Genomic DNA, 25675 nt, shown 5'->3' on the forward strand with positions numbered 1-25675 from the left:
CAGCCCCGTTCTGCCTGACCTTCTGGATCAGATCCCACCGGATGAACAGATCGGCACCGTGACCGGGGATGGCGCCTTCGATACCCGCAGGTGCCATGCCGCGATCCTCGAACGGGGCGGCACCGCCGTCATACCGATCCGCAAGAACGGACGCCGCTGGAAGGAGGACTGCCCTGCTGCCAGAGCACGCAATGACACCCTCCGGACGACCCAGCGCTTCGGGAGGGCTATCTGGAAACGATGGTCAGGCTATCACGTTCGAAGTCGGATCGAGGCCAGGATGAGATGCCTCAAGTCGTTCGGCGAGAGGATCGCATCCCGGGACCCCGACCGTCAGACCGCCGAAATCCACGTCCGCATTGCACTGATGAACCGCTTCAATGCACTCGGCACGGCCGAAATCGAACGCGTGGCCTGACGTCAAAAGGGAAAGGGGAAGTCGCCACTAGCGGCCGAGTTCTGCAACAACGCCGGTCTGGATTGGTACTGTTTGCGTGCGGATGCGGACGGACTTCAGCTATTCAAACACACTTGGTTGGAACACCTTCCCGCTTCCGATCCTCACTGAAAAGAACAAGGCCGACCTGACCCGCTGCGCCGAAGACATCCTTTTGGCACGCGAGGCGCATTTCCCCGCTACTATTGCGGATCTCTACGATCCCGAAAGTATGCCTGCCGACCTTCGCACCGCTCATGATCGCAATGATGAGGTGCTGGAACGCATCTACATCGGCCGCCGTTTCCGTAACGACACTGAGCGCTTGGAAAAGCTATTCGAGATGTACTCCAAGATGACCAAGAAGGTACCAGCAGAGTGAATGCACTTGCTCTGGACTTTTGGACGGACGACACCTCCGTTCTTCTCACTTCAAACTGGAATTGGACGCCTGAAACGTGGGGAACAATCGGCTGGACGGGCAATAGTGGACTAGCTTACCGCACTTGGATCTTAAAGGAACTAAGCGATCCATTCATAACGATCTGTGCCATAACTAAAACTTCGCCTATAGCCCCGGTAAATGAGCGAGGAAAAATCCTCGGCTTCATGCTGGTCACCCATCAAACCGGGGATCGGGATGATTTTACACATCCTGTGCACCATAGAGAGGACACGGGGAGATGGAAGCATTCACTCCGCGCTGTGCGAGCCTTTAGGTATCTTCCGGAATATAGCATTTCGATGACGGAACTCGACCCGGAAACTGCGCAGCGAGCTTTATACATATCAGCTAAAGGTTGGGTTCTTACTAACTTTCCTCAGATCAACCGACTGCGTGAGATGCCCTTCGAGGAAGTTGAGATATACTCAGGGCCTTCTAGTGAGCCGCCGTTTGCCGCATCTTGGCCTGCGCAGGGCATGGTTAGGGCCGGCCCAGCTAACGAAGACGGTTACGTCGTGCACGATGGCACCCGGAGTTTGTCACGCGACCTTTATGTTCTGCGGTTGCATGGCAATGCCGACACCTATCTAGGACGCCCCGCAAACGGTCGGGCAATCTACAAGATCGGGCTATCCGCGAGCCCGGATATGCGTCGGCAGACGTTGCAAAATGCCATGCCCCGTGGAGCGTTCCGGTGGTCTGTTGATCGCACAAGCAGCTCTGCGGGCTTCGGAAAATGCCCTTCCTTTGACGCCGCAGTGTCGAGCGAATATGTCATGAAGCAGTATTTGGTTGAAAGTGCCGAGTGGCTGGGCGGTGAATTCTATCTCGCTTCCGAGGCAGATATCGAGGTCGCATGGCGCGCAGCTCATGCCGCGATCAAATCATTTGGTAGAAAGTCGTAGATCTTGCGCAGCAAACAGGTTCCCTCTGTCTCCGTCACCTATGCTCAGAATGGGAGCTCCACCAAGGCGAACGAACTCGGGATGCGCCCGATGCAGGAGCGCGCCTTTGAAAAGCGCGGCGAGCAATACCTCTTGATCAAGTCGCCTCCGGCCAGCGGCAAGTCGCGCGCGCTGATGTTCATCGCACTTGACAAGATCCACAATCAGGGCCTTCGGCAGGCGATCATCGTAGTGCCGGAGAAGACGATCGGATCGAGCTTTGCCGACGAGCCCCTGTCTCAGTTCGGTTTCTGGGCGGACTGGTCGGTGGCGCCCAAGTGGAACCTCTGCAACTCACCCGGCACGGACGGGGGCAAAGTGAACTCGGTGGGTGCCTTCCTGGAGAGCGCCGATCGGGTTCTGGTCTGCACGCATGCGACCTTCCGCTTTGCCGTGGACAAGTTCGGCATTGACGCCTTCGATGATCGCCTGATTGCGGTTGACGAGTTCCACCATGTCAGCGCCAATCCCGACAACAAGCTGGGGACGCATCTGGGCGCTTTTATCGCGCGCGATCGGGTGCATATCGTCGCCATGACCGGCAGCTATTTCCGCGGCGATGCGGAGGCGGTTCTGGCGCCCAGCGACGAGGCAAGGTTCGAGACCGTCACCTACACCTATTACGAGCAGCTGAACGGCTACACCTACCTCAAGGCGCTGGACATCGGATATTTCTTCTACACCGGTTCCTATGTCGATGACCTGCTGAAGGTGCTCGACCCGCTCGAAAAGACGATCCTTCACATCCCGAACGTGAACTCGCGCGAGAGCACCAAGGACAAGCACCGGGAAGTCGAGCACATCATCGACGCCTTGGGCGACTGGCAGGGCACGGACCCCGCCACCGGCTTCCAGCTGGTGAAGCGCCCGGATGGCCGGGTGCTGCGCATCGCGGATCTTGTGGACGATGACGGGCCGAAGCGCGATCGGGTCTCAACGGCCCTGAAAGACCCGGCCCAGAAGAGCAATCGCGATCACGTCGACCTTATCATCGCGCTGGGCATGGCGAAGGAAGGCTTTGACTGGATCTGGTGCGAGCATGCGCTGACGGTCGGCTATCGCGCTAGCCTGACGGAGATCGTCCAGATCATCGGCCGCGCCACGCGGGATGCCCCTGGCAAGGCGCGTGCCCGCTTCACCAATCTGATTGCGGAGCCGGATGCCTCGGAAGGGGCTGTAACCGAGGCCGTCAACGACACCTTGAAGGCGATTGCCGCCAGCCTCCTGATGGAGCAGGTGCTGGCCCCGCGCTTCGAGTTCAAGCCGAAAGCGCCCACCAACACCGCAGAACCGGGCTTTGACTATGGGGAAGGCGGCTATGAGCCGAGCAAGTGCAATGTCGGGTTCAACGAGGAAAGCGGCACGTTCCAGATCGAGATCAAGGGGCTTGCCGAGCCCAGGAGCCTTGAGGCGACCCGCATCTGCCAGCAGGATCTGAACGAGGTCATCACCGCCTTTGTCCAAGACAAGACAACGATTGAGCGCGGGTTGTTTGATCAGGAGCTTGTGCCCGAGGAACTGACGCAGGTTCGGATGGGCAAGATCATCAAGGACAAGTACCCCGAACTTGATGAGCACGATCAGGAAGCCGTGCGTCAGCATGCGATCGCTGCGCTGAACCTCACCCAGAAGGCCAAGGAAACGCTGCTGGGCCGCGACCCTGAGACAAGCTCGAACATGGCCCTGATCGATGGGGTGCGCAAGTTCGCGATGGATGTGCGAGAACTCGACATTGACCTGATCGACCGGATCAATCCTTTCAGCGAGGCCTACTCGATCCTCGCCAAGACCATGAGCGAGGCGAGCCTGAAGGAGGTGGCCGCGATCATCACCGCCAAGAAGATCTCGATGACCCCGGAGGAGGCGCGGGACCTTGCACGGCGCGCCCTCAAGTTCAAACAGGAACGTGGCCGGTTGCCCTTGCTCACCTCTCAGGACGCATGGGAGCGGCGCATGGCAGAGGGTGTCGCCTTTCTGGCACGGATGAAGGCAAAGGCAGCGAATGGCTGATTTCACCGACGAGGATGATGCCCTCCTGAGCGAGCTCGGTGTTGAGGTCGCGTCACAGGCTGTTCCAAGCCGCACGCCCCGCGAGGAGCGCATCATTGCGGGGTTCGAGGACATCCAGCGCTTCTATGAAGAGCACGGCCACGCGCCGCGACATGGCGAGGACCGCGACATCTTCGAACGCCTCTATGCGGTGCGGCTCGATCGGCTGCGGGAACTGGATGACTGCCGCACGCTGCTGGAGCCGATGGACACACAGGGCCTGCTTGGGGGACCCCTCGGCGATGTCCCAGCCGTCGCTGATGAGCTTGATGACGAGGCGCTGCTGGCCGAACTGGGGATCGATACCGCGCCGTCGGGACTGACCGAGCTGCGGCATGTCCGATCGAGCGCCGAGAAGCGCGCCGCGGAAGATGTTGCCAGCCGCGAGCGCTGCGAGGACTTCGACAAGTTCAAGCCGCTGTTCGAGGCTGTTCAGCGGGATATGGACGCCGGCGTGCGGATGACCCGGCCGTTCGAACTCAAGGCAGAGATCCAGCCGGGCCGGTTCTTCATCGTCGGTGGGCAGAAGGCCTATGTGGCCGAGATGGGCGAGCTGGAGCTCACCCCTCAGGGCCGCACGGATGCGCGTCTGCGGGTGATCTTCGACAACGGGACGGAGAGCAGGATGCTGATGCGCTCGCTGCAGCGCGCGCTTAACGCAGACGAGGCCGGCCGGCGGATCACGGAGCCTGATGCCGGCCCCTTGTTCTCCGATGCGTCAGAGGCGGGCGACGAAGCCAGCGGCACGATCTATGTGCTGCGCAGCAAATCCGACCACCCATTGGTCGCGCAGAACCGCGAGTTGGTGCACAAGATCGGCGTGACCAACATGAGCGTCAAGCAGCGGATTGCGGGAGCGCGTTTGCAGACGACGTTCCTGATGGCCGATGTCGAGGTTGTTGCAACCTACGAGCTTTACAACATCAGCCGCACGAAGCTCGAAAACCTGATCCACCGCATCTTTGAGCCTGCCCGACTGGAGATCCAGATTGCCGATCGGTTCGGACGGCCGGTGGTGCCGCGGGAGTGGTTTCTTGTGCCGCTGTTTATCATCAATGAAGCCGTTGAGCGGATCAAGGACGGCACGATTGCCCGGTACGTCTACGACCCGAAGCAGGCGAAGCTCGTAGAGCGGTGAGGGAGGGGAAGGCTTCTCAGATGCTTGAGCAGCGGAGAGTACTCTCAGAGGCTCTGAGACGGCCGCAGGCGGCAATTATGCCTCCCAATGCCACAAGCCCCTGCCGTTATCCATCGCGGGCTCTCAGCGTGTCTCTTAAACGAGCTTGATGAGGTTGGCAGTCCGTGAGTGGGGCTGGCTATTTCTAAGCCTCGTTCGTGCTTGCACCACGGCATCGACGGTCGCTGGGCTACTGAGGAAGCCTTTCTAGATCGATGCGTGCGTTCGTGGGAAGTAGGGCAATCTGCAGGCAACGGCGGCAGATCCTGGTCATAGCCTACCTCACACAATCGTGTGGGGAAGTGCGTGGGGAAGAGCATGAGCCAAGTAGGAAATATAACGAAACCAGCAAGTTAGCCTGGTAAATGGCGGAGAGGGTGGGATTCGAACCCACGGAACCCGTGAAGGCTCAACGGTTTTCGAGACCGCCCCGTTCGACCACTCCGGCACCTCTCCGCGCTTTGGTGTGGTGAGGGCGGCATTTAGACGGGCAGGGGTTGAAGCGCAAGGGCTTTCGCGGAAAAATCCACGCCTCGGGCCAAGCGGCCGCGTCAGGGAACCAGCAGCGATGATCCGATCCGCATCCTTCGTCCTGACCGGCCTTGTCCTGGCCGCCTGCCTCGGCATCGCCGCGCCGCTGCCTGTCCTGGCGCAGCCGCGGCCCGGCGTCGAACTCGGTCCGCCCCCGGCCTTCCAGCCGGTGAATGCGGCGCGAATCTCCGCGGCGATGCAGGTGGACCTGCTGGCCGACGTGCTGGCGGCGGAAATCGCCGGGGCAGGCGATCCCTTCCAGCCGGACGCCGGGCCGGGGAGCGGCCTAGACGAGGGATGGGCCGCCATTGTGAACCGCATCGCGCCGCCGTCCCGCATTAGGAACCGCATGCGGGAAGGCATCGCCAGCGGCGTCGCGGAACTGCGGGACCCGGCCGAGCGTGCCGCCGTCGCCGAGGCCCTGGGCTTCTGGGAAAGTGGCTTCGGCCGCCGCGTCATCCTGCTGGAAATCGGCGCGCGGCGGGCGATCTCTGCGCCCGATATCGAGGCGACCGCCCGGGATGCCTTTGCCGGCGCCGCGGCCCGCAACCATCCGCGTACCGCCCAGGTCCGTGCCCTGATCGAGGCCGCCGATCTGGTGGAGCCTGCCGTAGCAGCCTCGCTGAACATCGCGCTGTCGACCCTGCGCGGTGCACAGGAGGCGGCGGACAACGTCGATCCTTCGATCATCGAGGATGCATGGGCGCAGGAAGCCGAGATTCGCGCCGACCAGACCGGCTGGATCGAGGCGCTGGTCTTCATGGCCAGTGCGCCCTTGTCGGATGCCGAGATGGCGGTGCTGATCCGGGCGGCGGGATCGCCCGGCAACCGCCGTCTCAGCATCATCCTCAACGAGGCGGCTAGCGCCACCTTTGCCGAGATCGCGCGCGACCTGGGCCGCGCCTCGGGCCTGCGCCAGATGGGCGAGCGGCTGTGAGCGGACGGCTGCTTCTGGTGGGGCCGCTGGCCGATCCGCGGATGATGACGGCGCTGAGGCTGGCGCCTGACGGCGCGCCCGTGATGCTGACGGGCAGGCTGACAGGCGGGGCGCGCGCGGGCATCGCGCCGGACGGCTGGCCGGGTTGGGACAGGGGAGCCGATGGCAGGATGTCTGCGCAGCCTGTCCGGCCGACGCCGCAGCTTGACCGCTATGCCGAGATCATGGACCTGCAGGGGATCGACGCGCCCGAAGGCAGGGTAATCGGCGCGGCTGCGGGGGTGCGGGCGGATGACGGCGCCTTTCGCGCCGAACTCGCCGTGCAGGTCGCGGCCGATCTGCTGGCGCGGGACCCGGGCCAGCCTGCAGCAGAGATCCGGGCGCGGTTGCCGATGATCGCCTTGTGGGCCGCCTCGCGCTTGCGAGCGGCGGCCGAGCGGGGGGCTGCGCTGCCCCCCGGCCCCAAGGGCGACGACCGGCTGCGGATCCAATCCCGCAGCGAGCCTTATGGCAGGTATTTCTCGGTCGAATCGCTGCGGCTGACGCATCGGCTGCATCGCGGCGGCTGGTCCGACCCGCTGGAGCGCGCAGTGTTCGTGTCGGGCGATGCCGTGGTCGTGCTGCCATGGGACCCCATGCGCGACCGCGTGCTGGTGGTGGACCAGTTCCGGGCCGGTCCGGCGGCGCGCGGCGACGGCCAGCCCTGGATCTACGAACCCGTCGCGGGGCGCATCGATGCCGGCGAAACGCCCGAATCCACCGCGCTGCGCGAGGCCGTGGAAGAGGCCGGGCTGACACTTGAAAGGCTGATCCCGGCGCCTGCCTTCTATCCCTCGCCGGGTGTCGCGGCCGAGTTCATCTATGGCTTCATCGGCATCACAGACCTGCCGGATGACGCGGCCACCGTCTCGGGCCTGTCGTCGGAAGGCGAGGACATCCGCGGCCATGTGATCCCCCGCGACGAGTTCATGCGGATGGCCCTCGACGGGCGGATCGTCAGCGGGCCGCTGCTGATCCTCGCGCTCTGGCTCGACCGCCGGGCGGACGAGTTGCGGCAGGGGCCCGCGGCCGGCTGAACCCTGCGCGAGCCGGGTTGCCCGCCCCGGTTGCTGCTGGTTTAACGGGCGCGACAAGGAAAGGCCCCGTTCATGCGCAACTGTCCCGACCTGGCCGCCACGATCGGCCATACCCCCCTGATCCGTCTGAATCGCGCGTCAGAGGAAACCGGCTGCGAGATCTGGGGCAAGGCCGAGTTCATGAATCCCGGCCAGTCGGTCAAGGACCGCGCGGCGCTGTATATCATCCAGAACGCGGTGGCGAAGGGCGAGTTGCGTCCCGGCGGCACGGTGGTGGAAGGGACGGCGGGCAACACCGGCATCGGGCTGGCGCTGGTCGGCGCGTCGATGGGCTTCAGGTCGGTGATCGTGATTCCCGAGACGCAGAGTCAGGAAAAGAAGGACATGCTGCGGCTGGCCGGCGCCGAGCTGGTCGAGGTTCCGGCGGTGCCCTACAAGGACCCCAACAACTACGTCCGCTATTCGGGACGGCTGGCCGAGGCGCTGGCCAAGACGCTGCCGGGTGGGGCGGTCTGGGCCAACCAGTTCGACAACACCGCGAACCGTCAGGCGCATCTGGAAACCACCGCGCCCGAAATCTGGGAACAAACGCAGGGCAAGGTGGACGGCTTCATCTGCTCGGTCGGCTCGGGCGGGACCCTGGCGGGGGTGGCGATGGCGCTGCAGGACAAGGGCGTGAAGATCGGCCTTGCCGACCCCGAAGGCTCGGCTCTTTATTCCTGGTATACCGATGGCGAGCTGAGCGCGCCCGGAAACTCGATCACCGAAGGGATCGGGCAGGGGCGGATCACCGCCAACCTCGAAGGCATCACCACCGACTTCAACTGCCGCGTGCCGGATACCGAGGCGCTGCCGGTCCTTTACGACCTGCTGGAGCATGAGGGCCTGTGCCTTGGCGGCTCGTCCGGGATCAACGTCGCGGGCGCGATCCGCATGGCGCGCGAGATGGGACCGGGCAAGACCATCGTCACCATCCTCTGCGACGTGGGGACGCGCTACCAGACCAAGCTGTGGAACCCCATCTTCCTGCGCGGCAAGGGCCTGCCGGTCCCGCATTGGCTGGAACGCGGCGCATCCGACCTGCCGGACGTGATCGAGGTTTGACCGCGATGCGCGATGGCCTGCGTCCCGCCGCGCCCCGGCGGCTGGCGGCGTTTGCGGCAATGCTGGCCGCCGTGCTGTGGCTGGCGCTGGCCGCGGGCGCCATGGCGCAGGGGGCCGAGGAGCCCGACTATGCCGCTTGGGACCGGCTGGCGAACCGCAGCGAGCAGCTTGTCGAGACGCCCGAGGCCACGGCCGACGGCCTTGCCACCCTGCGGGCCGAGGTCGTCGGCTGGCGCGACCGCTTTTCTCAGGCGCAGTCGATCAACGCCCCCCGCATCGCCACCCTGCGCGAACAGATCGCCGCCCTCGGCCCCGCGCCGGCCGAGGGCGAGACCGAGGCCGAGGACATCGCCGCCCGCCGCCAGGAACTGAACGCGCAGCTTTCCGGGTTGCAGGCGCCGGGCCAGCGCGCCTTGGAAGCCTACAGCCGCGCCGACAGTCTTGTCCGCGCCATCGACGAAGAGGCGCGGAAGCGGCAGACCAACGCGCTGCTGCGGCTCAGCCCCTCGCCGCTGCTGCCGGGAAGCTGGGCGGCGGCTGCGAACGAGGGGATGCAGGTCGTCCGCGGCATCGTTCAGGACGTGCGCGACCGCACCTATGGCGCCGCCGGCGAGGCGGTGGTCCGGCGGTTGCCGCTGGTCGGCCTTTACCTGCTGGCGGCGCTGGGACTGCTGATCTTCGGGCGGCGCTGGGTGGACCGGCTGCCCTTGCGGCTGTCGTCGCGGGCCAGCGACTATGCCCGCGACGCGGTGGTATTCGTCGTCTCGCTGGGCCAGATCGCGATCCCCACGGTCGGCGCCTATCTGCTGATCCGCGCCGTGGACACGACGGGCCTTGTCGGCCCCTGGGGGCGGCCGATCCTGACGGCGCTGCCCACGGCCGCGCTGATCGTCTTTGCCGGACGCTGGCTGGGGCGGCAATTCTTCCCGCTGAAAACCGACCCGCCGATCTGCTACCCGGTCGAAAAACGGCAGCAGGCAAGGGTCCTGACCACGCTGCTTGCCATCGCCGCGGGGCTGCATCACGTCGTCGCGCAGGCGCTGCTGCCGCTGTCGGGCCTGAGATCCGGCGCCGCGAGCCGTCGCATCCCGATGGAGTTCAGCGAGGCCGCCGCAGCCGTCTGGTACCTGCCGCTCCTTCTTCTAGGGGCGCTGGCGCTTTATCGGCTGGGCCATATCCTGCACAGGGCGAACGCCTATACGGTGCCGGGCACGCCCGGCTACCGCAACCGGATTATCGCCGTCCTCGGCAATCTGGCGCGGCTTGCCGCCGTTGTGGCGCCGCTGGCGCTGCTGGCCGGCCTTGTCACCATGTCCAACGCGCTTCTGTGGCCGATGGCGATGACGGTCGGGCTGGTCACGCTGGTGATCCTGCTGCAGGATTTTGCAACCGACCTCTGGGTTCTTGTCCGCCGCAACCGGGACGGCTCGCGAAACGACCTGACGCCGGTGCTGATCGGCTACGGGCTGGTGCTGCTGTCGCTTCCGGTCCTGGCGCTGATCTGGGGCGCGCGCAGCACCGAACTGGGAGAGTTCTGGACGCAATTGCGGCAGGGCATCTCGCTGGGCGGGGTGCGGCTGTCGCCAGGCGCGATCCTCACCTTCATCCTCGTCTTCGGCTTGGGCTACATGCTGACCGGGGTCGTGCAGGGCGTGGTCCGCACCTCGATCCTGCCGCGCACGCGGCTGGACGAGGGCGCGAAGAACGCGGCCGTGTCGGGACTGGGCTATGTGGGGATCGTGCTGGCCGCCCTGATCGCGATCAGCGCGGCCGGCATCGACATGTCCAGCTTCGCCATCGTCGCCGGTGCCCTGTCGGTCGGCATCGGCTTCGGCCTGCAGAACATCGTGTCGAACTTCGTTTCGGGCATCATCCTGCTGGTGGAACGCCCCGTGGCGGTGGGCGACTGGATCCAGGTCGGCGCCTCGCAGGGCTATGTGCGGCGGATCTCGGTCCGCTCGACCCGCATCCAGACCTTCGACCGCACCGACATCGTGGTGCCGAACTCGGACCTCATCTCGAAAGAGGTCACCAACTGGACGCGCGGCAACCTGCAGGGCCGCATCATCGTCGCGGTGAACGTGGCTTACGGGGCCGACACCCGCCGGGTGTCGAAGATCCTGATGGAGATCGCCGAGGACCAGCCCACCGTCCTGATCAACCCCGCGCCCTCGGTCCTGTTCACCGGCTTCGCCAACGAGGGCATGACCTTCGAGATCCGGGCCATCATCTCGGACATCAACCAGGGCATGGGCGTTTCCACCGAGATCCGCCACCAGATCGTGGAACGCTTCCGTGCCGAATGCATCGCCATCCCCTTCACCGTGCGCGACTTCTACAACGAGGAAGGCGCGGTCCTGTCCCAGGCCGTCGCCATCACGGGCAAGAGCCTCGACGCCGCCGAGGAGCCTGCGGACGAGCAGGGCCTGCTGAGAACCGCCGCGATCAGCCACCCGGACCGCCTGAATGCCGGCGGCGGTTCCGAGGGCCTTGATCCCCGCATCGCCAGCGCCTCGTCCGGCGGGATGGAGGATGCAGGCGACAGCAGCGGGCCGGATCAGCGGTAAACGTTCCGTCTCCGGCGCCCTTGGGCTGGCCGCGGAGACGGATACGAGACCAGCGGGCTGGACGGCCGCTTTCCAAAAGGAAAACGCCGCGCTTTCAGCAAGCGCGGCGTTTCCTCATGGGGGGAGGCCTCAGGCTTCGGCTTCGGTCTCGATTTCCGGCCCTCCATTCTCGTCACCCTGATCGGCGACACGCGCGACGGTCACCACCTCTTCGCCCTCGGCTGCGTTCAGGACGCGCACGCCGCCGGCGGAACGGGAACGGAAGCTGATCCCCTCGACCGGCACCCGGATCGACTGCCCGGTCGAGGTTGCCAGCATGATCTGGTCGTCCAGTTCCACCGGGAAGCTTGCCACCAGCGGCCCGCCACGCATGGCCCGGTCCATCGCCATCACGCCCTGGCCGCCGCGGCCCCTCACCGGATAGTCATGCGCCGAGGACAGCTTGCCGTAGCCGCGCGCGGTGATGGTCAGGATCAGGTCCTCATGTGCGCTCATCTCGGCATAGCGTTCGGATGACAGCGCGGCCTCGGCCACGCTCTCGTCCTCGTCCGGCTCGGCCCCGTCGTCCAGCGCGCCCTCGACGGCGCGGCGCATCTTGATATAGGCCGCGCGTTCCTCGGGTGAAGCCTCGAAGTGGCGGATGATCGACATGGACACCACGCGGTCGCCCGTCGCCAGCCGGATGCCGCGCACGCCGGTCGAATCGCGGCCCTTGAAGATGCGGACGTCCGTGGTCGGGAAGCGGATCGCCCGGCCCATGGCCGTGACCAGCATCACGTCGTCATCCTCGTCCGCGATGCGGACGTTCACGAGGCTGACGCCCTCGGGCAGCTTCATCGCGATCTTGCCGTTGCGCATGATGTTGGTGAAATCCGACAGCGCGTTGCGGCGCACGTCGCCGTCCGAGGTGGCGAAGATCACCTGCAGTGAGTCCCATTCCTTCTCGGGCACGTCCACCGGCATCAGCGCCGCAATCGAGGTGCCGCCGTCGATCGGCAGGATGTTGACCAGCGCCTTGCCCCGCGCGGTTCGCCCGCCCAAGGGCAGCCGCCAAGTCTTCAGCCGATAGACCATCCCCTGGGTGGTGAAGAACAGCAGTTCCGTATGCGTGTTCGCCACGAACAGGGTCGTCACCACGTCGTCTTCCTTGGTCCCCATCGAGGACAGGCCCTTGCCGCCGCGCCGCTGGCTGCGGAACTCGGTCAGCGCCGTGCGCTTGACATAGCCGCCCGAGGTGATGGTGACGACCATGTCCTCGCGCTCGATCAGGTCCTCATCTTCCAGATCGCCCGCCCATTCGACGATCTCGGTCCGGCGGGGGACCGCGAACAGCTCGCGCACCTCGCGCAGCTCGTCGCTGATGATGCCCAGCACCCGCTGGCGGCTGGCGAGGATCGCCAGATAGTCGCGGATCGCATCGGCCAGCGCCTTCAGTTCGTTCGTGACCTCCTGCACCCCAAGCTGGGTCAGCCGCTGCAGCCGCAGATCAAGGATCGCGCGGGCCTGCGTGTCGGACAGGTTGTAGGTGCCGTCCTCGTTCACCGGATGCAGCGGATCGTCGATCAGCCGCAGGTATTCGAGGATCTCATGCGCTGGCCAGCGCCGTTCCATCAGCCGGTCGCGGGCCTCGGCCGCGTCCTTCGAGCCGCGGATCGTCGCCACGACCTCGTCCACGTTCGACACGGCGACCGCCAGACCGCAGAGGATATGGCTGCGTTCCCGCGCCTTCCGCAGTTCAAACGCCGTGCGGCGGGCGACGACCTCCTCGCGGAAGGACAGGAAATAAGTCAGGAAGTCGCGCAGGGTCAGTTGTTCCGGCCGGCCGCCGTTCAGCGCCAGCATGTTGGCGCCGAAGGTCGATTGCATCGGGGTGAAGCGGAACAATTGGTTCAGCACGACCTCGGCCGTGGCATCGCGCTTGAGTTCGATGACGACGCGGACGCCCTGACGGTCGGATTCGTCCTGGACAAGGGCGATTCCCTCGATCTTCTTTTCCTTGGCCAGATCGGCGATGCGCTCGATCAGCGTGGACTTGTTCACCTGATAGGGCACGTCGTCGAGGATGATCGCCTCGCGCCCCGCCCGCACGGTCTCGATCCGGGTGCGGGCGCGCAGGATGATGGACCCGCGGCCTTCCAGATAGGCCTTGCGGATGCCGGAACGACCGAGGATCACGCCGCCGGTGGGAAAGTCAGGACCGGGCACGATCTCCATCAGCCGCTCGGTCGGCAGGTCTGGGTTTTCGATCAGCGCAAGGGTGGCGTCGATCACCTCGCCCAGGTTGTGGGGCGGGATGTTGGTCGCCATGCCGACGGCGATGCCGCCCGCGCCATTGACCAGCATGTTGGGAAAACGCGCGGGCAGGACGGTGGGTTCACGGTCCTTGCCGTCGTAGTTGTCCTGAAAATCGACGGTTTCCTTGTCGATGTCCATCAGCAGCCAGTTGGACGCCTTGGCCAGACGCGCCTCGGTATAGCGCATCGCCGCCGGCGGGTCGCCGTCCATGGACCCGAAGTTGCCCTGGCCGTCCAGCAGCGGCAGGGACATGGAAAAGTCCTGCGCCATCCGCACCAGCGCGTCATAGATCGAGGCGTCGCCATGCGGGTGGTATTTCCCCATCACGTCACCCACGGGCCGGGCCGACTTGCGATAAGGCTTGTCGAATGTGTTGTTCGTCTCGTCCATCGCGAAGAGGATGCGACGGTGGACCGGCTTCAGCCCGTCGCGCAGGTCGGGGATCGCACGGCTGACGATGACCGACATGGCGTAATCGAGATAGGCCGTCCGCATCTCGGTCGCAATGTCGATGGTCGGGCCGTCGTGGAACATCACGGCGCGCGCAGGCGTCTCGGAGCCCTCGGCATCGTCGTCGGTCGGAAGGTCGTCTTCGGGGGTGTCGGCCAAGGGGTTCGCCTCAATGTCTCGTTGCTTGTGGATGTAACATCCACCGCCCCTTGTTTCAACGCTTCAGCCCTTCGAAACGGCGAGATTTCAGCGGTTTGAGCGGCGAAGCGCCATCGCCCAGACCACCACCAGAACGGCAGACAGGATGGCGTTCCAGGCCGCCATGGTCAGGCCGAGGAAATGCCAGTTCGGCTCGTCGCAGCGGACCACGGGCGCGCCCTGGATGCGGGCCAGCAGCTCCTGCGGAGTGACCGCCGACAGATCGCCCAAGCCCCCTGAACAGGCGGACGGACCCGCCCACCATGCCTGTTCCACGCCGACGTGGTGGATGGCGAAAGCTGTCGCCAGAACCGCCGCGACCAGCCCGAGGGCGGCCCAGGCCCGTCGGAACCCCGTCGCGGCGATGGCCACGGCGATTACGGCCGCCGCAAGATGCGGCCAGCGTTGCAGGATGCACAACTCGCAGGGGGCATAGCCGATGCTCTGGAAGAACAGGGCGGCGGCCAGCATGGCAGCCGAGCCGCCGCCGGCCAGCAGGGCGAGGGCGCGGGGGGAAAGGCGCATCATCCGCCCGCCCCCGTCAATGTGGTCGCCAGGTGACAACGCGGTAGAGATAGACCAGCACGACCGTCACCACGACGACCTTGGACAAGGGGTCGATAAAATCGGCGACACGGTGATAGTTGGCCTCCAGCGCCATCCCTGCGGCGGTCAGCACCAGCGTCCACAGAAGGCTGCCGGCGACCGTGAAGGCGAGGAAGCGGCCGAAGGGCATCCGCGCCACGCCCGCCGGGACGGAAATCAGCGTGCGGACCGCCGGGATCATCCGCCCGATCAGGACCGCCGCGCCGCCGTGGCGGTCGAACCACGCCTGCGCCCGGTCGATGTCCGAAGGGGCCAGCGTCAGCAGCCGGCCGTAACGCGCCGACCAGCGTTTCAGGCGCGGCGCGCCGATCCACAGGCCGATGAAATACCAGAAGCTCGTGCCCATCACCGAGCCCAAGGTGCCGACCAGCACCGTCGGCAGGAAGGACAGCTTGCCCGCGGCCGCCAGATAGCCCGCCAGCGGCATGATGACCTCGGAAGGGATCGGCGGGAACAGGTTCTCCGCCAGCATCAGGAAGAAGACCCCGGGATAGCCCCAGCCCTCGATCACCGACAGAACCCACTCGAACATCCGACCCTCGCGCGCTTCGCCACGGTTCAGACGTCCGTAACGACGTTTCCTTTCCAAGTCTTGCGCGGTGCGTCAAGCCTGCGTAACCCTTGGATCAACAAGCCTTGAGGATGCGCGCCATGGAATGGAGAGGCCGCCGCGGCAGCGGCAACATCGAGGACCGGCGCGGCATGGGCACCGCCAGCGCAGGCGGCCTGGGGCTGATCGGCACGCTCGTGGTGCTGGCGGTCGGCCTGTTCTTCGGGGTGGACATCTCGCCCCTTGTCGGGGGAATGCAGGGCGAAAGCCGCCCAGGCGCCGAGCGGCAACTGACCGCCGAGGAAGGCGAGATCGGGCAGTTCGTCTCGGTCGTGCTGGCCGATACCGAGGAGATCTGGGGCGACGTCCTGCCCGGCCAGACCGGGCTGGATTACCGCGACCCGACGCTGGTGATGTTCTCCGGCACGGTGCAGTCGGCCTGCGGCGGCGCGTCCTCGGCGATGGGGCCGTTCTACTGCCCCGGCGACCAGCGCGTCTATCTGGACACCGACTTCTTCCGGGTCATGCAGCGGCAGATGGGCGCAGGGGGCGATTTCGCCTATGCCTATGTAATCGCGCATGAGATCGGCCACCACGTCCAGAACCTGATCGGCGTGTTGCCGCGCGTGAACAGCCTGCGCGCGCGGGTGGGGCAGGCGGATGCGAACCAGTTGTCGGTGCTGACGGAACTGCAGGCCGACTGCTTTGCGGGCATCTGGGCGCGTCACGCGGGCGAGCGTTTCGGCAGCATCCAGCGCGGCGACATCGACGAGGCGGTGAACGCCGCCCGCGCCGTGGGCGATGACATCCTGATGGAAAAGGCGGGCCGCGCGCCCATGCCCGACAGCTTCACCCATGGCTCGGCGGCCGAGCGCAGCGGGTGGCTGATCCGGGGCATGGAGTCGGGCGAGATGGCCGACTGCAACACCTTCGCCGAGGCCGGGCTTTGACGAGGTGCCTCGTGGCCGGAACCACAGGCATGATCCGCAAGGATAAACCGGGTATAACCTCCGCCTTCTGAAACATACCGGCTTGGTACCCATGGCGCTGCAAGTCCTCCATCGCAGATGGCCATGGTGTCAGGTCACGATACTGTTGGGGGCACCTGCGCCGGTGGTTCACCCTTGTCCGCAGGTTCCAGCGGACAAGTTGAGGCGAATGGCCTGCGCCCTTGCCATCGAGACTGCTCTGCCCTGCAGGGCTCAGACCGTATCCAGATACAGTTCGATCGTCTCTGCGTCCGACAGTTCGGCCATGTAATGCAGTTCCTGCCGCTTGGTCATCAGCAGGTTGTCGATCAGGTGCTGCGAGAAGATGCGCTTGATGTCCGGGCACCTGCCGAAGCGGTCGATGGCCGCGGCCCATGACCCCGGCAACTGCTCAAGGTCATGGTCATAGGCGTTGCCGGTGATGGGGGGCGGACAGTCCAGCCGGTCCTCGATCCCGTTCAGCGCGGCCCCGAGGATGGCCGCCACGGTCAGATAGGGGTTCACGTCGCCGCCCGGTGTCCGATGCTCGATCCGCCGCGCCTTGGGGTGAGAGGAAGGGATGCGGATGGCCGAGGTCCGGTTCTCATAAGCCCAGCCGATGCCGGTGGGCGCATGGGCGTTCGGCACCAGCCGGTCGTAGCTGTTCTCATGCGGCGCGAACAGCAGCGTGGACCCCGGCATCGCCCTCAGGCAGCCCGCGACGGCATGGCGCAGCATGGCCGAACCGGCCTCCGTTCCGTCGTCGAAGATGTTGTTCCCCTCGGCATCGAGGACCGAGAAATGCATGTGCATCCCGTTGCCATTGAAAAGCTCGTAAGGCTTGGCCATGAAGGAACCCGCAAAGCCGAAGCGGCGGGCGATGCCCTTGACCAGCATCTTGAACAGCCAGGCGTCGTCCGCCGCCTTCAAGGGATCGGGCTGGTGCATCAGGTTGATCTCGAACTGTCCCGGCGCCGCCTCGGAAATCGCGGTGTCGGCGGGAATGTCCATCGCCTCGCAACTGTCGTAAAGCTGGGTGAAGAAGCGGTCGAAGGCGTCCAGCGCCCGCAGCGACAGCGTTTCCGCACCCGTCCGCCGCTTGCCGGACCGTGGCGAGGGGGGCACCTGCAACTCGCCGAACTTGCTGTCGTCGATCAGGAAGAACTCAAGCTCGGTCGCGACCACAGGCGTCAGCCCCGCGGCCTTGTAGCGGTCCGCGACGCGGGCGAGCGCCTGCCGCGGGCAGCCGTCATAGGGCCGCCCGTCCGGGTGGAACATCCACAAGGGCAGCAGCCCCGTGGGCGCGTCCAGCCAGGGCATCGGCATGAAGCCGCGTTCCGTCGGCATCAGCAGCCCGTCCGGGTCGCCCGCCTGGAAGACCAGGGGGCTGTCCTCGACGTCCTCGCCCCAGATGTCCATGTTCAGGACGGAATAGGGGAACTTGGTGCCTTCGGTCAGCAGCTTGTCGGCAAAGCGCGCGGGCACCCGCTTGCCGCGGGCAACGCCGTTCAGATCGGATGCCGCCACGCGGATCGTCTTGACCTCCGGATGATCCCTCAGCCAGTCCATGATATCACCTGATAAGTTTCGGCCGATAGCGCAGCCGCTTGGCCGCGCCCGGCAGATGGCGATTCAGCCGCCGGTTGACGACCCCGAACAGCCCGATCAGGCACAGGGTCAGGAGGATGAAATAGCCCGCCACGATGGGATAGGCCACAAAGGGGTTGAAGGTCTTGTCGGCGAAATAGCTGGCGTAATACAGGCTGTCGCCTTTCTGCTGGATCGCCGGGAAGGCCGAGAAGAAGACCAGCGTCGTGGCATGGAAGAGGAAGATCGCCTCGTTGGTGTAGGAGGGCCACGCCAGCCGCATCATCGTGGGCCAGACGATGCGGCGGAACCGCTTCCAGCCAGTCAGACCATAGGCGTCTGCAGCCTCGAGGTCGCCCTTGGGGACGTTGCGCAGGGCGCCGTGGAAGATCTGGGCCGAATAGGCGGCGGTGTTCAGCGTCAGGACGATCAGCGCCCCCGCCCAGGCGCGGGTCAGCCAGCCTGTCGGCAGCGTCAGGCCCAGGAAGGACAGCCCGTCGCGCGGCAGCAGCACCAGCGCCGAATAGGCCAGGAAGAACTGGATGAACAGCGGACTGCCGCGGAAGACGAAGATGAAGCCCTCGGCAGGCTTCCGTAGCCAAGGGTTCGGGCTGGCTTTGGCCAGCGCCAGCGCATTCGCCAGCACGAAGCCGAAGCCGAGCGACAGGATGGCGAAGTAAAGGTTCCAGATCAGCCCCGAGCCGATCAGCGTGAACTGCTGGCAGAGCGTGAAGTCGCTGCGCGGGAGCAGCCGTTCCCCGATCCCGATGGACCGCAGCCCGTAGTCGGAGATGGTCTGCAGGCACTGGTTCATGCGGGGGCCTTCCGCATCGCCTCACCCGCCATGGTGGCCTGCCCCCGCGACAGGCGCGACGCCAGCCGGTCGATCAGGCGCTGGGAAATCCAGGTCATGCCAAGGTAGAAGACCAGCAGCGCCAGGAAATACCACACCCTCCAGTCGCCATGCGGATAGGCGAAGGTCGTGGTCTTGGTCCCGCCGAGTTCCCGCGCCCAGTAGACGATGTCCTCGACCCCCAGCAGGAACAGCAGCGGCGTGGCCTTGATGAGGATCATCCACAGGTTCGACAGGCCCGGCAGAGCATAGGTCCACATCTGCGGGATCAGGATGCGCCGGTTGATCTGGCGCGGGGACATGCCGTAAGCCTCTGCCGTTTCAAGCTGGGTCTGCGGCACGGCCTTCATGGCGCCGTAAAGCACGTTCGCCGCGAAGGCGCCGAAGACGAAGGCGAAGGCCGCGATGGCCAGCGCGATGCCGTAAAGGTCATGCACCCATTCGGCGCTGGTGGACAGCGGCATCTTGGCGGCGGGGCAGACGACGAACTCGTTGCCCTGCCGCACCGGCACCGAGGGATCGCAGAGAAAACGCGAGCGCAGCCACTCGATCCCCTGATCCAGCGCGATGGGGACGAAGAGGAAGAACACCACGTCCGGCACGCCGCGCACGATGGCCGCATAGGTCTGCCCGATCCAGCGCAGAGGCGCTGCGTGGGATCGTGCGGCCAGCGCGCCGAGGAACCCCAGCAGCAGCGCCAGCGGCGTGGTCACGGCCAGCAGCCCCAGCACCGTTCCGAAGGACGCATAGAACAGCATGTGCGTCCCCGAGGTGAGGTAGCACAGCATCCAGGCGAGCCCTTCGAGGGCCTTCGGGTCGGCGCAGATGGCGAACATGGCGGGTGCAGGCCGCCGTCCGGATCAGGACGGCGGTCCCATCAGCGGGTCAGTTCGACGCAGCGGCGGGCGCCGCGTCCGTGGCGGCACCCTCAGCTGCGATGCCGGCGAAGGTCTTGGCCTCGGCGCCCAGCCACTTGACGATCAGCGCGTCCAGCGAGCCGTCGGCCTTCATGTCCGCGATGGCCTTGTCGAAGCGGGCCTTCAGCTCGGTGTCCGACTGGCGCATCCCGATGCCCAGGCCCTCGCCCACGACGACGCGGTCCTTGCCCTCGATCCACACGAGATCGTCCGAGTCGCGCTCGAAAGGCACAAGGAAGTCGCGGTCGGCGAAGACGGCGTCGGCCTCGCCGTTGCGGACGGCGGCAATGGCTTCCTCGCCGGTGGCGAACTCGACCAGCGTGGCACCGGATTCGGCCACATAGCCCGCCTGGATGGTGTTGGTCTGCGCGGCCACGATGCCGGTCACGTCAACGTCGGGCGTCAGAGCCAGATAGGCCGAGGGCGGCGGTGGGGTGTAGGCGTCGGAAAAGGCGATGGACTGGCGGCGTTCGTCGGTGATGTTCATTCCCGCCATGATCGTGTCGTAGTTGCCGCTGACGAGGTTCGGAATGATCGAGTCCCAGTCATTGCGGACCCAGGTGCATTCGGCGCCGATACGCTTGCACAATTCATTGCCCAGCTCGATCTCGAAGCCGTCCACCTGGCCGTTTTCATTGACGAAGTTGTAGGGAGGATAGGCGCCTTCGGTGCCCATCCGCAGCGGCTCGGCGAGGGTCGCGCCCGCGCTCAGGGCCAGCACGGCGGCGGCGATCAGCAGGTTCTTCATGGCAGTCTCCCGTTGGTGCTCAGGCGCTTGCGGTGGCGCTGAGGAATTGGCGCAGCCGGTCCGTCCGGGCTGCGCGGAAAATCTGGTCGGGCGGGCCTTCCTCCTCGATCCGCCCCTGGTGCAGGAACACGACATGGTCGCTGACATCGGCGGCCAGCCGCATGTCATGGGTCACGAGGATCATCGTCCGATGCTCACCCGCAAGATCCTTGATCACCCTGACGACCTCCTGCTGCAATTCGGGGTCGAGCGCGCTGGTCGGCTCGTCGAACAGCAGGGCGCGGGGTTCCATGCACAAGGCGCGGGCGATGGCGGCGCGCTGCTGCTGGCCCCCTGACAACTGGGCGGGCCAGGCGTCGGCCTTGTCGCCGATGCCGACCTTGTCCAGCAGCTTGCGCGCCCGCGCCTCGACTTGTGCTGCAGGCTGGCCCAGCGCGGTCAGCGGCGCCTCCATCACGTTCTGCAGGATGGTCATGTGGGACCACAGGTTGAACTGCTGGAACACCATCGACAGGTTCGTCCGCAGCCGCCGCACCTGCGCCCGGTCGGCGGGCTGGCGGTCGGGGCCGGCGCCGGTCCAGCGGACCGGCTCGCCCTCGATCACCACCTCGCCCGCCTGGCTGATTTCCAGCAGGTTGCAGCAGCGCAGCAGCGTGGATTTCCCGGACCCGGAGGAGCCGATCAGCGTCACCACATGGCCGCGCGGCGCGGTCATGTCCACGCCCTTCAGCACCTGCAGCGAGCCATAGGACTTGTGCAGCCCGCGGATCTGGATGACCGGGGCAGCCGCCGCCAGGGCAGCATGTCCCGGCGGGCCGGGCTGTGGGGCGGAGAGATCGGCAGTCATGATCCGTGCATCTGGCGCAAATCGGCAACGGATTGCAACGATGTCGTCAAGGGCGGGCTGGCCTCAGCGGGCAGACTGCGTCACTTTCTGCCGCATCCTTGCGCTTTCGACATCCGTCACGCCCAGAAGGCTTGCGGCAAGCCTGATCGCCGCGTCCTCGTCGGCCGAACGCTTCCCGTCGGAGAGCGCGATTTCCCACATGTCGCCGATGACCTCGGCCCGCTCGTCCAGCGGGATGCGGTCCTTGATGGCGCGGGTGAAGCGGACGGTGTCGGGCGCCTCGGCCTCGACCATCTCGGCCGCGGCGCGGCGGTCGGCGGCATCGGCCTCGGACAACCCGCGGCGGCGTGCCAGCAGGGCATCGATATGCCTGCGCTCATCCTTGCCGTAATGATTGTCGGCGCGGGCGATGCGCACCAGAAGCGCTGCGATCGCGACCTCCGCATCATCATGCGAAAGAGTGGCGTCGGGCGGGGTTTCTCCCAACAGGCGAGGCAGAAGGCTACGGAACATGGGGGGATTATCAGGTCCGGTTCCATCCGGCGCAAGTTAAATAAGATCAGTCGCTTTTGTCAGAGATCTTCGGCTCGTCATGCCCCTCGACGATGATCAGGTCTGCGGTGCTGACAGGTTGCCGCAATGCCAAGGCCGCTTGGTATTCCGGGCTGCGGTAGCAATCCTGCGCGGCCTTCATCGAGGGAAACTCGATCACCACCGCGCGTGGGCGGACGGCGCCCTCCATCACCGTCTGCGGGCCGCCGCGAACGAGGAAGCGCCCGCCGTATTTTGCGAAGGCCGCCGCGTTCGCCTGTCGATAGGCCTGATAGGCGTCAAGGTCGTCGATGGTCACATGGGCGATCCAGTAAGCCTTGGCCATGGTTTTCAGTACCGTTCGGGGACGTAAAGATCGCGCGGCAGGACCTCGCGCTCATAGTCCGGGTTGAAGACGCGGTCGGGCAGGGTGATCGTCTCCTGCTCGACCTCGGTATAGGGGATGAGACTCAGCAGGTGGCTGATGCAGTTCAGCCGCGCCCGCTTCTTGTCGTTGCCGGGGACGATGTACCAGGGCGCCTCGGGGATCGAGGTGCGCTCGAACATGTCCTCCTTGGCCTTGGTATAGGCCTCCCACCGGATGCGGGACTGCAGGTCCATGGGCGACAGCTTCCACTGCTTCAGCGGGTCGTGGATGCGCATGAGGAAGCGCATCTGCTGTTCAACGTCAGTGATCGAGAACCAGTATTTCACCAGCCGGATGCCCGAGCGGACCAGCATCCGCTCGAACTCGGGGACGTCGTCAAAGAATTGCTCGACCTCGGGTTCGGTAGCGAAGCCCATCACGCGCTCGACGCCAGCTCGGTTGTACCAGCTGCGGTCGAACAGCACGATCTCGCCGCCGGCGGGCAGGTGGGGAACGTAGCGCTGGAAATACCACTGGGTCTTTTCGCGGTCCGAGGGCGCGGGCAGGGCCACGGTGCGGACCACGCGGGGGTTCAGGCGCTGGGTGATGCGCTTGATGACGCCGCCCTTGCCGGCGGAATCTCGCCCCTCGAACAGGACGACGACCTTTTCCTTGTGGTGGCTGACCCAGTCCTGCAGCTTGATCAGTTCCGACTGCAGGCGCAGCAGGTCGTGGAAATAGACGCTGCGCGGCAGCGGGCTGGGGTGCATCTCGCGATAGGCGGCGGCGATCTGCAAGGGCAGCATCGCATCCTCAAGATCAAGCTCGAAATCCTCGTCCAGTCCTTCGTCGATGGTGAGCAGGTCGAGGTCAGAGGCCATGATGCGCTTTCCTGTCAAGCAACTCCGGCCCTTGAAGCATGGATCAATGAAGAAATCATGACAGCGAGGTGACAGGACGGCGCTGGCAACTCTCCATTACGTCTCAAAGGAAAAGGCGCCCCAGGGGGACGCCTTTGCCGTTATCTGCATCATTCGGCCGTAAGCAGGGGCGTACGATCCTTGCCGAGCCGGGGCGTGGACGGCCCCTCTATGTCGAAGACGGGCTTGTCGTCCTCGATGCGGACCTTGACGATCCCGCCTTTCATCAGCCGTCCGAACAGTAGCTCCTCGGCCAGAGGCTTCTTGATCGTCTCCTGGATCACACGGGCCAGCGGACGCGCGCCCATGCGGTCGTCGTAGCCTTTCTCGGCCAGCCAGTTCGCGGCTTCGGAGGTCAGCTCGATATGGACGTTGCGGTCCATGAGCTGCGCTTCCAGTTGCAGGATGAACTTCTCGACTACCTGCACGATCACCTCGCGCGGCAGTGGCGCGAAGGAGATCACCGCGTCAAGCCGGTTGCGGAACTCGGGCGTGAAGGTGCGCTCGATCGCTTCCTTGTCCTCGCCCTCGCGCCGGTCGCGGCCGAAGCCGATGGCCGCACGGGCCTGGTCGGCCGCGCCCGCGTTGGTGGTCATGATCAGGATCACGTTGCGGTAATCGACCTGCCGGCCGTTGTGGTCGGTCAGCTTGCCGTGGTCCATGACCTGCAGCAGGATGTTGTAGACATCCGGGTGCGCCTTCTCGATCTCGTCGAGCAACAGCACGCAATGCGGATGCTGGTCCACGCCGTCGGTCAGCAGCCCGCCCTGGTCAAAGCCTACATAGCCGGGGGGCGCGCCGATCAGGCGGGAAACCGCGTGCTTCTCCATGTATTCCGACATGTCGAAGCGCAGCAGTTCCACCCCAAGCGTGTTCGCCAACTGCTTGGCGACCTCGGTTTTGCCGACGCCGGTCGGACCCGCGAACAGGTAGTTGCCGATGGGCTTTTCCGGCTCGCGCAGGCCCGCACGGGCCAGCTTGATCGACGACGCCAGCGCCTCGATGGCGTTGTCCTGCCCGAAGACCAGCCGCTTGAGCGTCTTTTCAAGGTCGCGCAGCACCTCGGCGTCGTCCTTGCTGACGCTTTTCGGGGGGATGCGGGCGATCTTGGCGACGACGGCCTCGATCTCCTTGGGCGAGATCACCTTCTTCCGGCGGCTTTCGGCCACGACATGCTGGGCCGCCCCTGCCTCGTCGATCACGTCGATGGCCGAGTCGGGCAGCTTGCGGTCGTTGATGTAGCGCGAGGCGAGTTCCACCGCGGTCTTGATCGCCTCGGACGTATAGCGCAGCTCGTGGTGCTTCTCGAAGCTGGGCTTGAGGCCCATCAGGATCTTGATCGTGTCGGGCACCGAGGGCTCGTTCACGTCGATCTTCTGGAAGCGGCGGGACAGCGCGCGGTCCTTCTCGAAGTGCTGGCGGAACTCCTTGTAGGTCGTGGACCCCATGCAGCGCAGCTTGCCGCCCGACAGCGCGGGCTTGAGCAGGTTCGAGGCGTCCATCGCGCCGCCCGAGGTCGCGCCCGCGCCGATCACCGTATGGATCTCGTCGATGAACAGGATCGCGTCGGGATGCTCCTCAAGCTCCTTCACGACGGCCTTCAGGCGTTCCTCGAAGTCGCCGCGATAGCGGGTGCCCGCCAGCAGCGAGCCCATGTCGAGCGAGAAGATCGTGGCGCCCGCCAGCACGTCCGGCGTCTCGCCCCGCGTGATCTTCAGCGCCAGCCCTTCGGCGATGGCGGTCTTGCCCACACCCGGATCGCCCACCAGCAGCGGGTTGTTCTTGCGGCGGCGGCACAGGACCTGGATGCAGCGCTCGACCTCGTCGGCGCGGCCGATCAGAGGGTCCACGTCGCCCTTCGAGGCTTTGACGTTCAGATCGACGCAATACTTGGCCAAGGCGGAATCCTCCTTGCCCTGCCGTTCCTCGGTCTGTGCCTGCTCGGCCTCGGCGCCCTTGACCGAGCGCGATTCCGAGAAGGACGGGTTCTTCGCCACCCCATGCGCGATGAAGTTCACTGCGTCATAGCGGGTCATGTCGAGTTCCTGCAGGAAGAACGCGGCATTGGATTCCCGCTCGGCGAAGATCGCGACCAGCACGTTGGCGCCCGTGACCTCGCTGCGGCCCGAGCTTTGGACGTGGATGGCCGCGCGCTGGATGACGCGCTGGAAGGCGGCGGTCGGCACCGCCTCGGACCCGTCCACGTCGGTGATCAGCGTCGAAAGATCGTCGTCGATGAAATCGGTCAGCAGCCGGCGCAATTCGTCCAGATCGACGTTGCAGGCGCGCATGACGCGCACCGCATCGGGTTCTTCGGTTAGGGCCAGCAGCAGATGTTCAAGCGTGGCAAGTTCATGGCGGTGGCGGTTGGCCAGCGACAAGGCGGAATGGATCGCCTGTTCCAGGGTGGTCGAGAAGGACGGCACGGCACTGCTCCTGTCAGTCGACTGGCGGTCTGGGGCCGATACACGGTCCCACCTGACCAGACTGTCACGATACGATTAAGAATCGGTGCATTTCGGCGCGATGCAAGGGGTACTTTGGATACGCCCGGCCGAAGATGCGGCGGCTG

The 25675-nt window shown here is 65.5% G+C and carries 22 protein-coding genes, 1 tRNA gene and 1 pseudogene; 11 read left to right on the top strand and 13 right to left on the bottom strand.

The annotated features are described in order from the left end of the window. The 6 genes and pseudogenes from H5395_RS10035 to H5395_RS10055 form a co-directional block, all read left to right on the top strand. A partial coding sequence (locus H5395_RS10035) for a transposase (protein WP_182792442.1) occupies nt 1-418 on the top strand: 418 nt, incomplete at its 5' end. Between the two features lie 52 nt (nt 419-470). After that, a pseudogene (locus H5395_RS19475) lies at nt 471-548 on the top strand (type IIL restriction-modification enzyme MmeI); the annotation flags it as partial. A gap of 9 nt (nt 549-557) precedes the next feature. Further along, on the top strand, nt 558-818 hold the full coding sequence (locus H5395_RS10040; protein WP_370576438.1) for a type IIL restriction-modification enzyme MmeI: 261 nt from the start codon (nt 558-560) through the stop codon (nt 816-818). Then, nucleotides 815-1786, top strand: a complete 972-nt coding sequence (locus H5395_RS10045; RefSeq protein ID WP_182792443.1) for a hypothetical protein — start codon at nt 815-817, stop codon at nt 1784-1786. Before H5395_RS10040 ends, H5395_RS10045 begins: the two co-directional genes overlap by 4 nt. A 3-nt stretch (nt 1787-1789) precedes the next feature. Further along, nucleotides 1790-3835 carry a DEAD/DEAH box helicase gene (locus H5395_RS10050; RefSeq protein ID WP_220494961.1) on the top strand — a complete coding sequence of 682 codons (2046 nt, stop codon included), beginning with the start codon at nt 1790-1792 and terminating at the stop codon, nt 3833-3835. Beyond that, a complete protein-coding gene (locus H5395_RS10055; protein WP_182792444.1) occupies nt 3828-5012 on the top strand; it encodes a GIY-YIG nuclease family protein in 1185 nt (394 codons plus the stop codon). Before H5395_RS10050 ends, H5395_RS10055 begins: the two co-directional genes overlap by 8 nt. A 405-nt stretch (nt 5013-5417) precedes the next feature. Here H5395_RS10055 and H5395_RS10060 read toward each other — a convergent pair. Beyond that, nucleotides 5418-5507 (bottom strand) — tRNA-Ser (locus H5395_RS10060). A gap of 112 nt (nt 5508-5619) precedes the next feature. Between H5395_RS10060 and H5395_RS10065 the strand changes: the two genes are divergently transcribed. From H5395_RS10065 to H5395_RS10080, 4 genes are all read left to right on the top strand, one after another. Further along, nucleotides 5620-6519 carry a hypothetical protein gene (locus H5395_RS10065; RefSeq protein ID WP_182792445.1) on the top strand — a complete coding sequence of 300 codons (900 nt, stop codon included), beginning with the start codon at nt 5620-5622 and terminating at the stop codon, nt 6517-6519. Beyond that, nucleotides 6516-7595 carry an NUDIX domain-containing protein gene (locus tag H5395_RS10070; protein ID WP_370576433.1) on the top strand — a complete coding sequence of 360 codons (1080 nt, stop codon included), beginning with the start codon at nt 6516-6518 and terminating at the stop codon, nt 7593-7595. The genes H5395_RS10065 and H5395_RS10070 overlap by 4 nt, the downstream gene beginning before the upstream one ends. 72 nt (nt 7596-7667) lie before the next feature. Beyond that, on the top strand, nt 7668-8699 hold the full coding sequence (locus H5395_RS10075) for a cysteine synthase A (protein WP_182792446.1): 1032 nt from the start codon (nt 7668-7670) through the stop codon (nt 8697-8699). 5 nt (nt 8700-8704) lie between these two features. Continuing rightward, the gene (locus tag H5395_RS10080; protein WP_182792447.1) at nt 8705-11266 is read left to right on the top strand and encodes a mechanosensitive ion channel family protein; all 2562 of its coding nucleotides are present in this window, start codon (nt 8705-8707) and stop codon (nt 11264-11266) included. Between the two features lie 129 nt (nt 11267-11395). Here the strand turns inward: H5395_RS10080 and gyrA are convergent, their stop codons facing one another. The 3 genes from gyrA to H5395_RS10095 form a co-directional block, all read right to left on the bottom strand. Continuing rightward, nucleotides 11396-14170, bottom strand: coding sequence for a DNA gyrase subunit A (gene gyrA, locus H5395_RS10085; RefSeq protein ID WP_182792448.1), 2775 nt, complete (start codon nt 14168-14170; stop codon nt 11396-11398). An 87-nt stretch (nt 14171-14257) separates the two neighbouring features. After that, nucleotides 14258-14737: a disulfide bond formation protein B gene (locus H5395_RS10090; protein ID WP_182792449.1), complete on the bottom strand. Its 480-nt coding sequence runs from the start codon at nt 14735-14737 to the stop codon at nt 14258-14260. Nucleotides 14738-14750: 13 nt separating this feature from the next. Beyond that, nucleotides 14751-15347, bottom strand: coding sequence for a DedA family protein (locus H5395_RS10095; protein WP_182792450.1), 597 nt, complete (start codon nt 15345-15347; stop codon nt 14751-14753). A 119-nt stretch (nt 15348-15466) separates the two neighbouring features. On the opposite strand from H5395_RS10095, the gene H5395_RS10100 reads away from it, so the two are divergent. After that, complete coding sequence (locus H5395_RS10100) at nt 15467-16315, top strand: neutral zinc metallopeptidase (RefSeq protein ID WP_182792451.1); 849 nt, start codon at nt 15467-15469, stop codon at nt 16313-16315. A gap of 252 nt (nt 16316-16567) precedes the next feature. On the opposite strand, the gene H5395_RS10105 is transcribed toward H5395_RS10100, so the two are convergent. The 9 genes from H5395_RS10105 to clpA form a co-directional block, all read right to left on the bottom strand. Next, nucleotides 16568-17905, bottom strand: a complete 1338-nt coding sequence (locus H5395_RS10105; protein WP_370576439.1) for a glutamine synthetase family protein — start codon at nt 17903-17905, stop codon at nt 16568-16570. Nucleotide 17906: 1 nt separating this feature from the next. Next, on the bottom strand, nt 17907-18734 hold the full coding sequence (locus tag H5395_RS10110) for an ABC transporter permease (RefSeq protein WP_182792453.1): 828 nt from the start codon (nt 18732-18734) through the stop codon (nt 17907-17909). After that, nucleotides 18731-19609, bottom strand: coding sequence for an ABC transporter permease subunit (locus H5395_RS10115; protein WP_182792454.1), 879 nt, complete (start codon nt 19607-19609; stop codon nt 18731-18733). Before H5395_RS10115 ends, H5395_RS10110 begins: the two co-directional genes overlap by 4 nt. 49 nt (nt 19610-19658) lie before the next feature. Beyond that, nucleotides 19659-20438, bottom strand: coding sequence for a transporter substrate-binding domain-containing protein (locus H5395_RS10120; protein WP_182792455.1), 780 nt, complete (start codon nt 20436-20438; stop codon nt 19659-19661). Between the two features lie 19 nt (nt 20439-20457). After that, nucleotides 20458-21285, bottom strand: coding sequence for an ABC transporter ATP-binding protein (locus H5395_RS10125; RefSeq protein ID WP_182792456.1), 828 nt, complete (start codon nt 21283-21285; stop codon nt 20458-20460). A 63-nt stretch (nt 21286-21348) separates the two neighbouring features. After that, complete coding sequence (locus H5395_RS10130; RefSeq protein ID WP_182792457.1) at nt 21349-21798, bottom strand: TerB family tellurite resistance protein; 450 nt, start codon at nt 21796-21798, stop codon at nt 21349-21351. A gap of 46 nt (nt 21799-21844) precedes the next feature. After that, nucleotides 21845-22162 (bottom strand): DUF1330 domain-containing protein, encoded by a 318-nt coding sequence (locus H5395_RS10135; protein ID WP_182792458.1) that lies wholly within the window; start codon nt 22160-22162, stop codon nt 21845-21847. 5 nt (nt 22163-22167) lie between these two features. Next, nucleotides 22168-23064, bottom strand: a complete 897-nt coding sequence (gene ppk2, locus H5395_RS10140) for a polyphosphate kinase 2 (RefSeq protein WP_182792459.1) — start codon at nt 23062-23064, stop codon at nt 22168-22170. Between the two features lie 149 nt (nt 23065-23213). Further along, on the bottom strand, nt 23214-25529 hold the full coding sequence (clpA, locus tag H5395_RS10145; RefSeq protein WP_182792460.1) for an ATP-dependent Clp protease ATP-binding subunit ClpA: 2316 nt from the start codon (nt 25527-25529) through the stop codon (nt 23214-23216). Between the last annotated feature and the right edge of the window lie 146 nt (nt 25530-25675).

This window comes from Paracoccus sp. MC1854 (genome assembly GCF_014164635.1).
Taxonomy (GTDB): domain Bacteria; phylum Pseudomonadota; class Alphaproteobacteria; order Rhodobacterales; family Rhodobacteraceae; genus Paracoccus.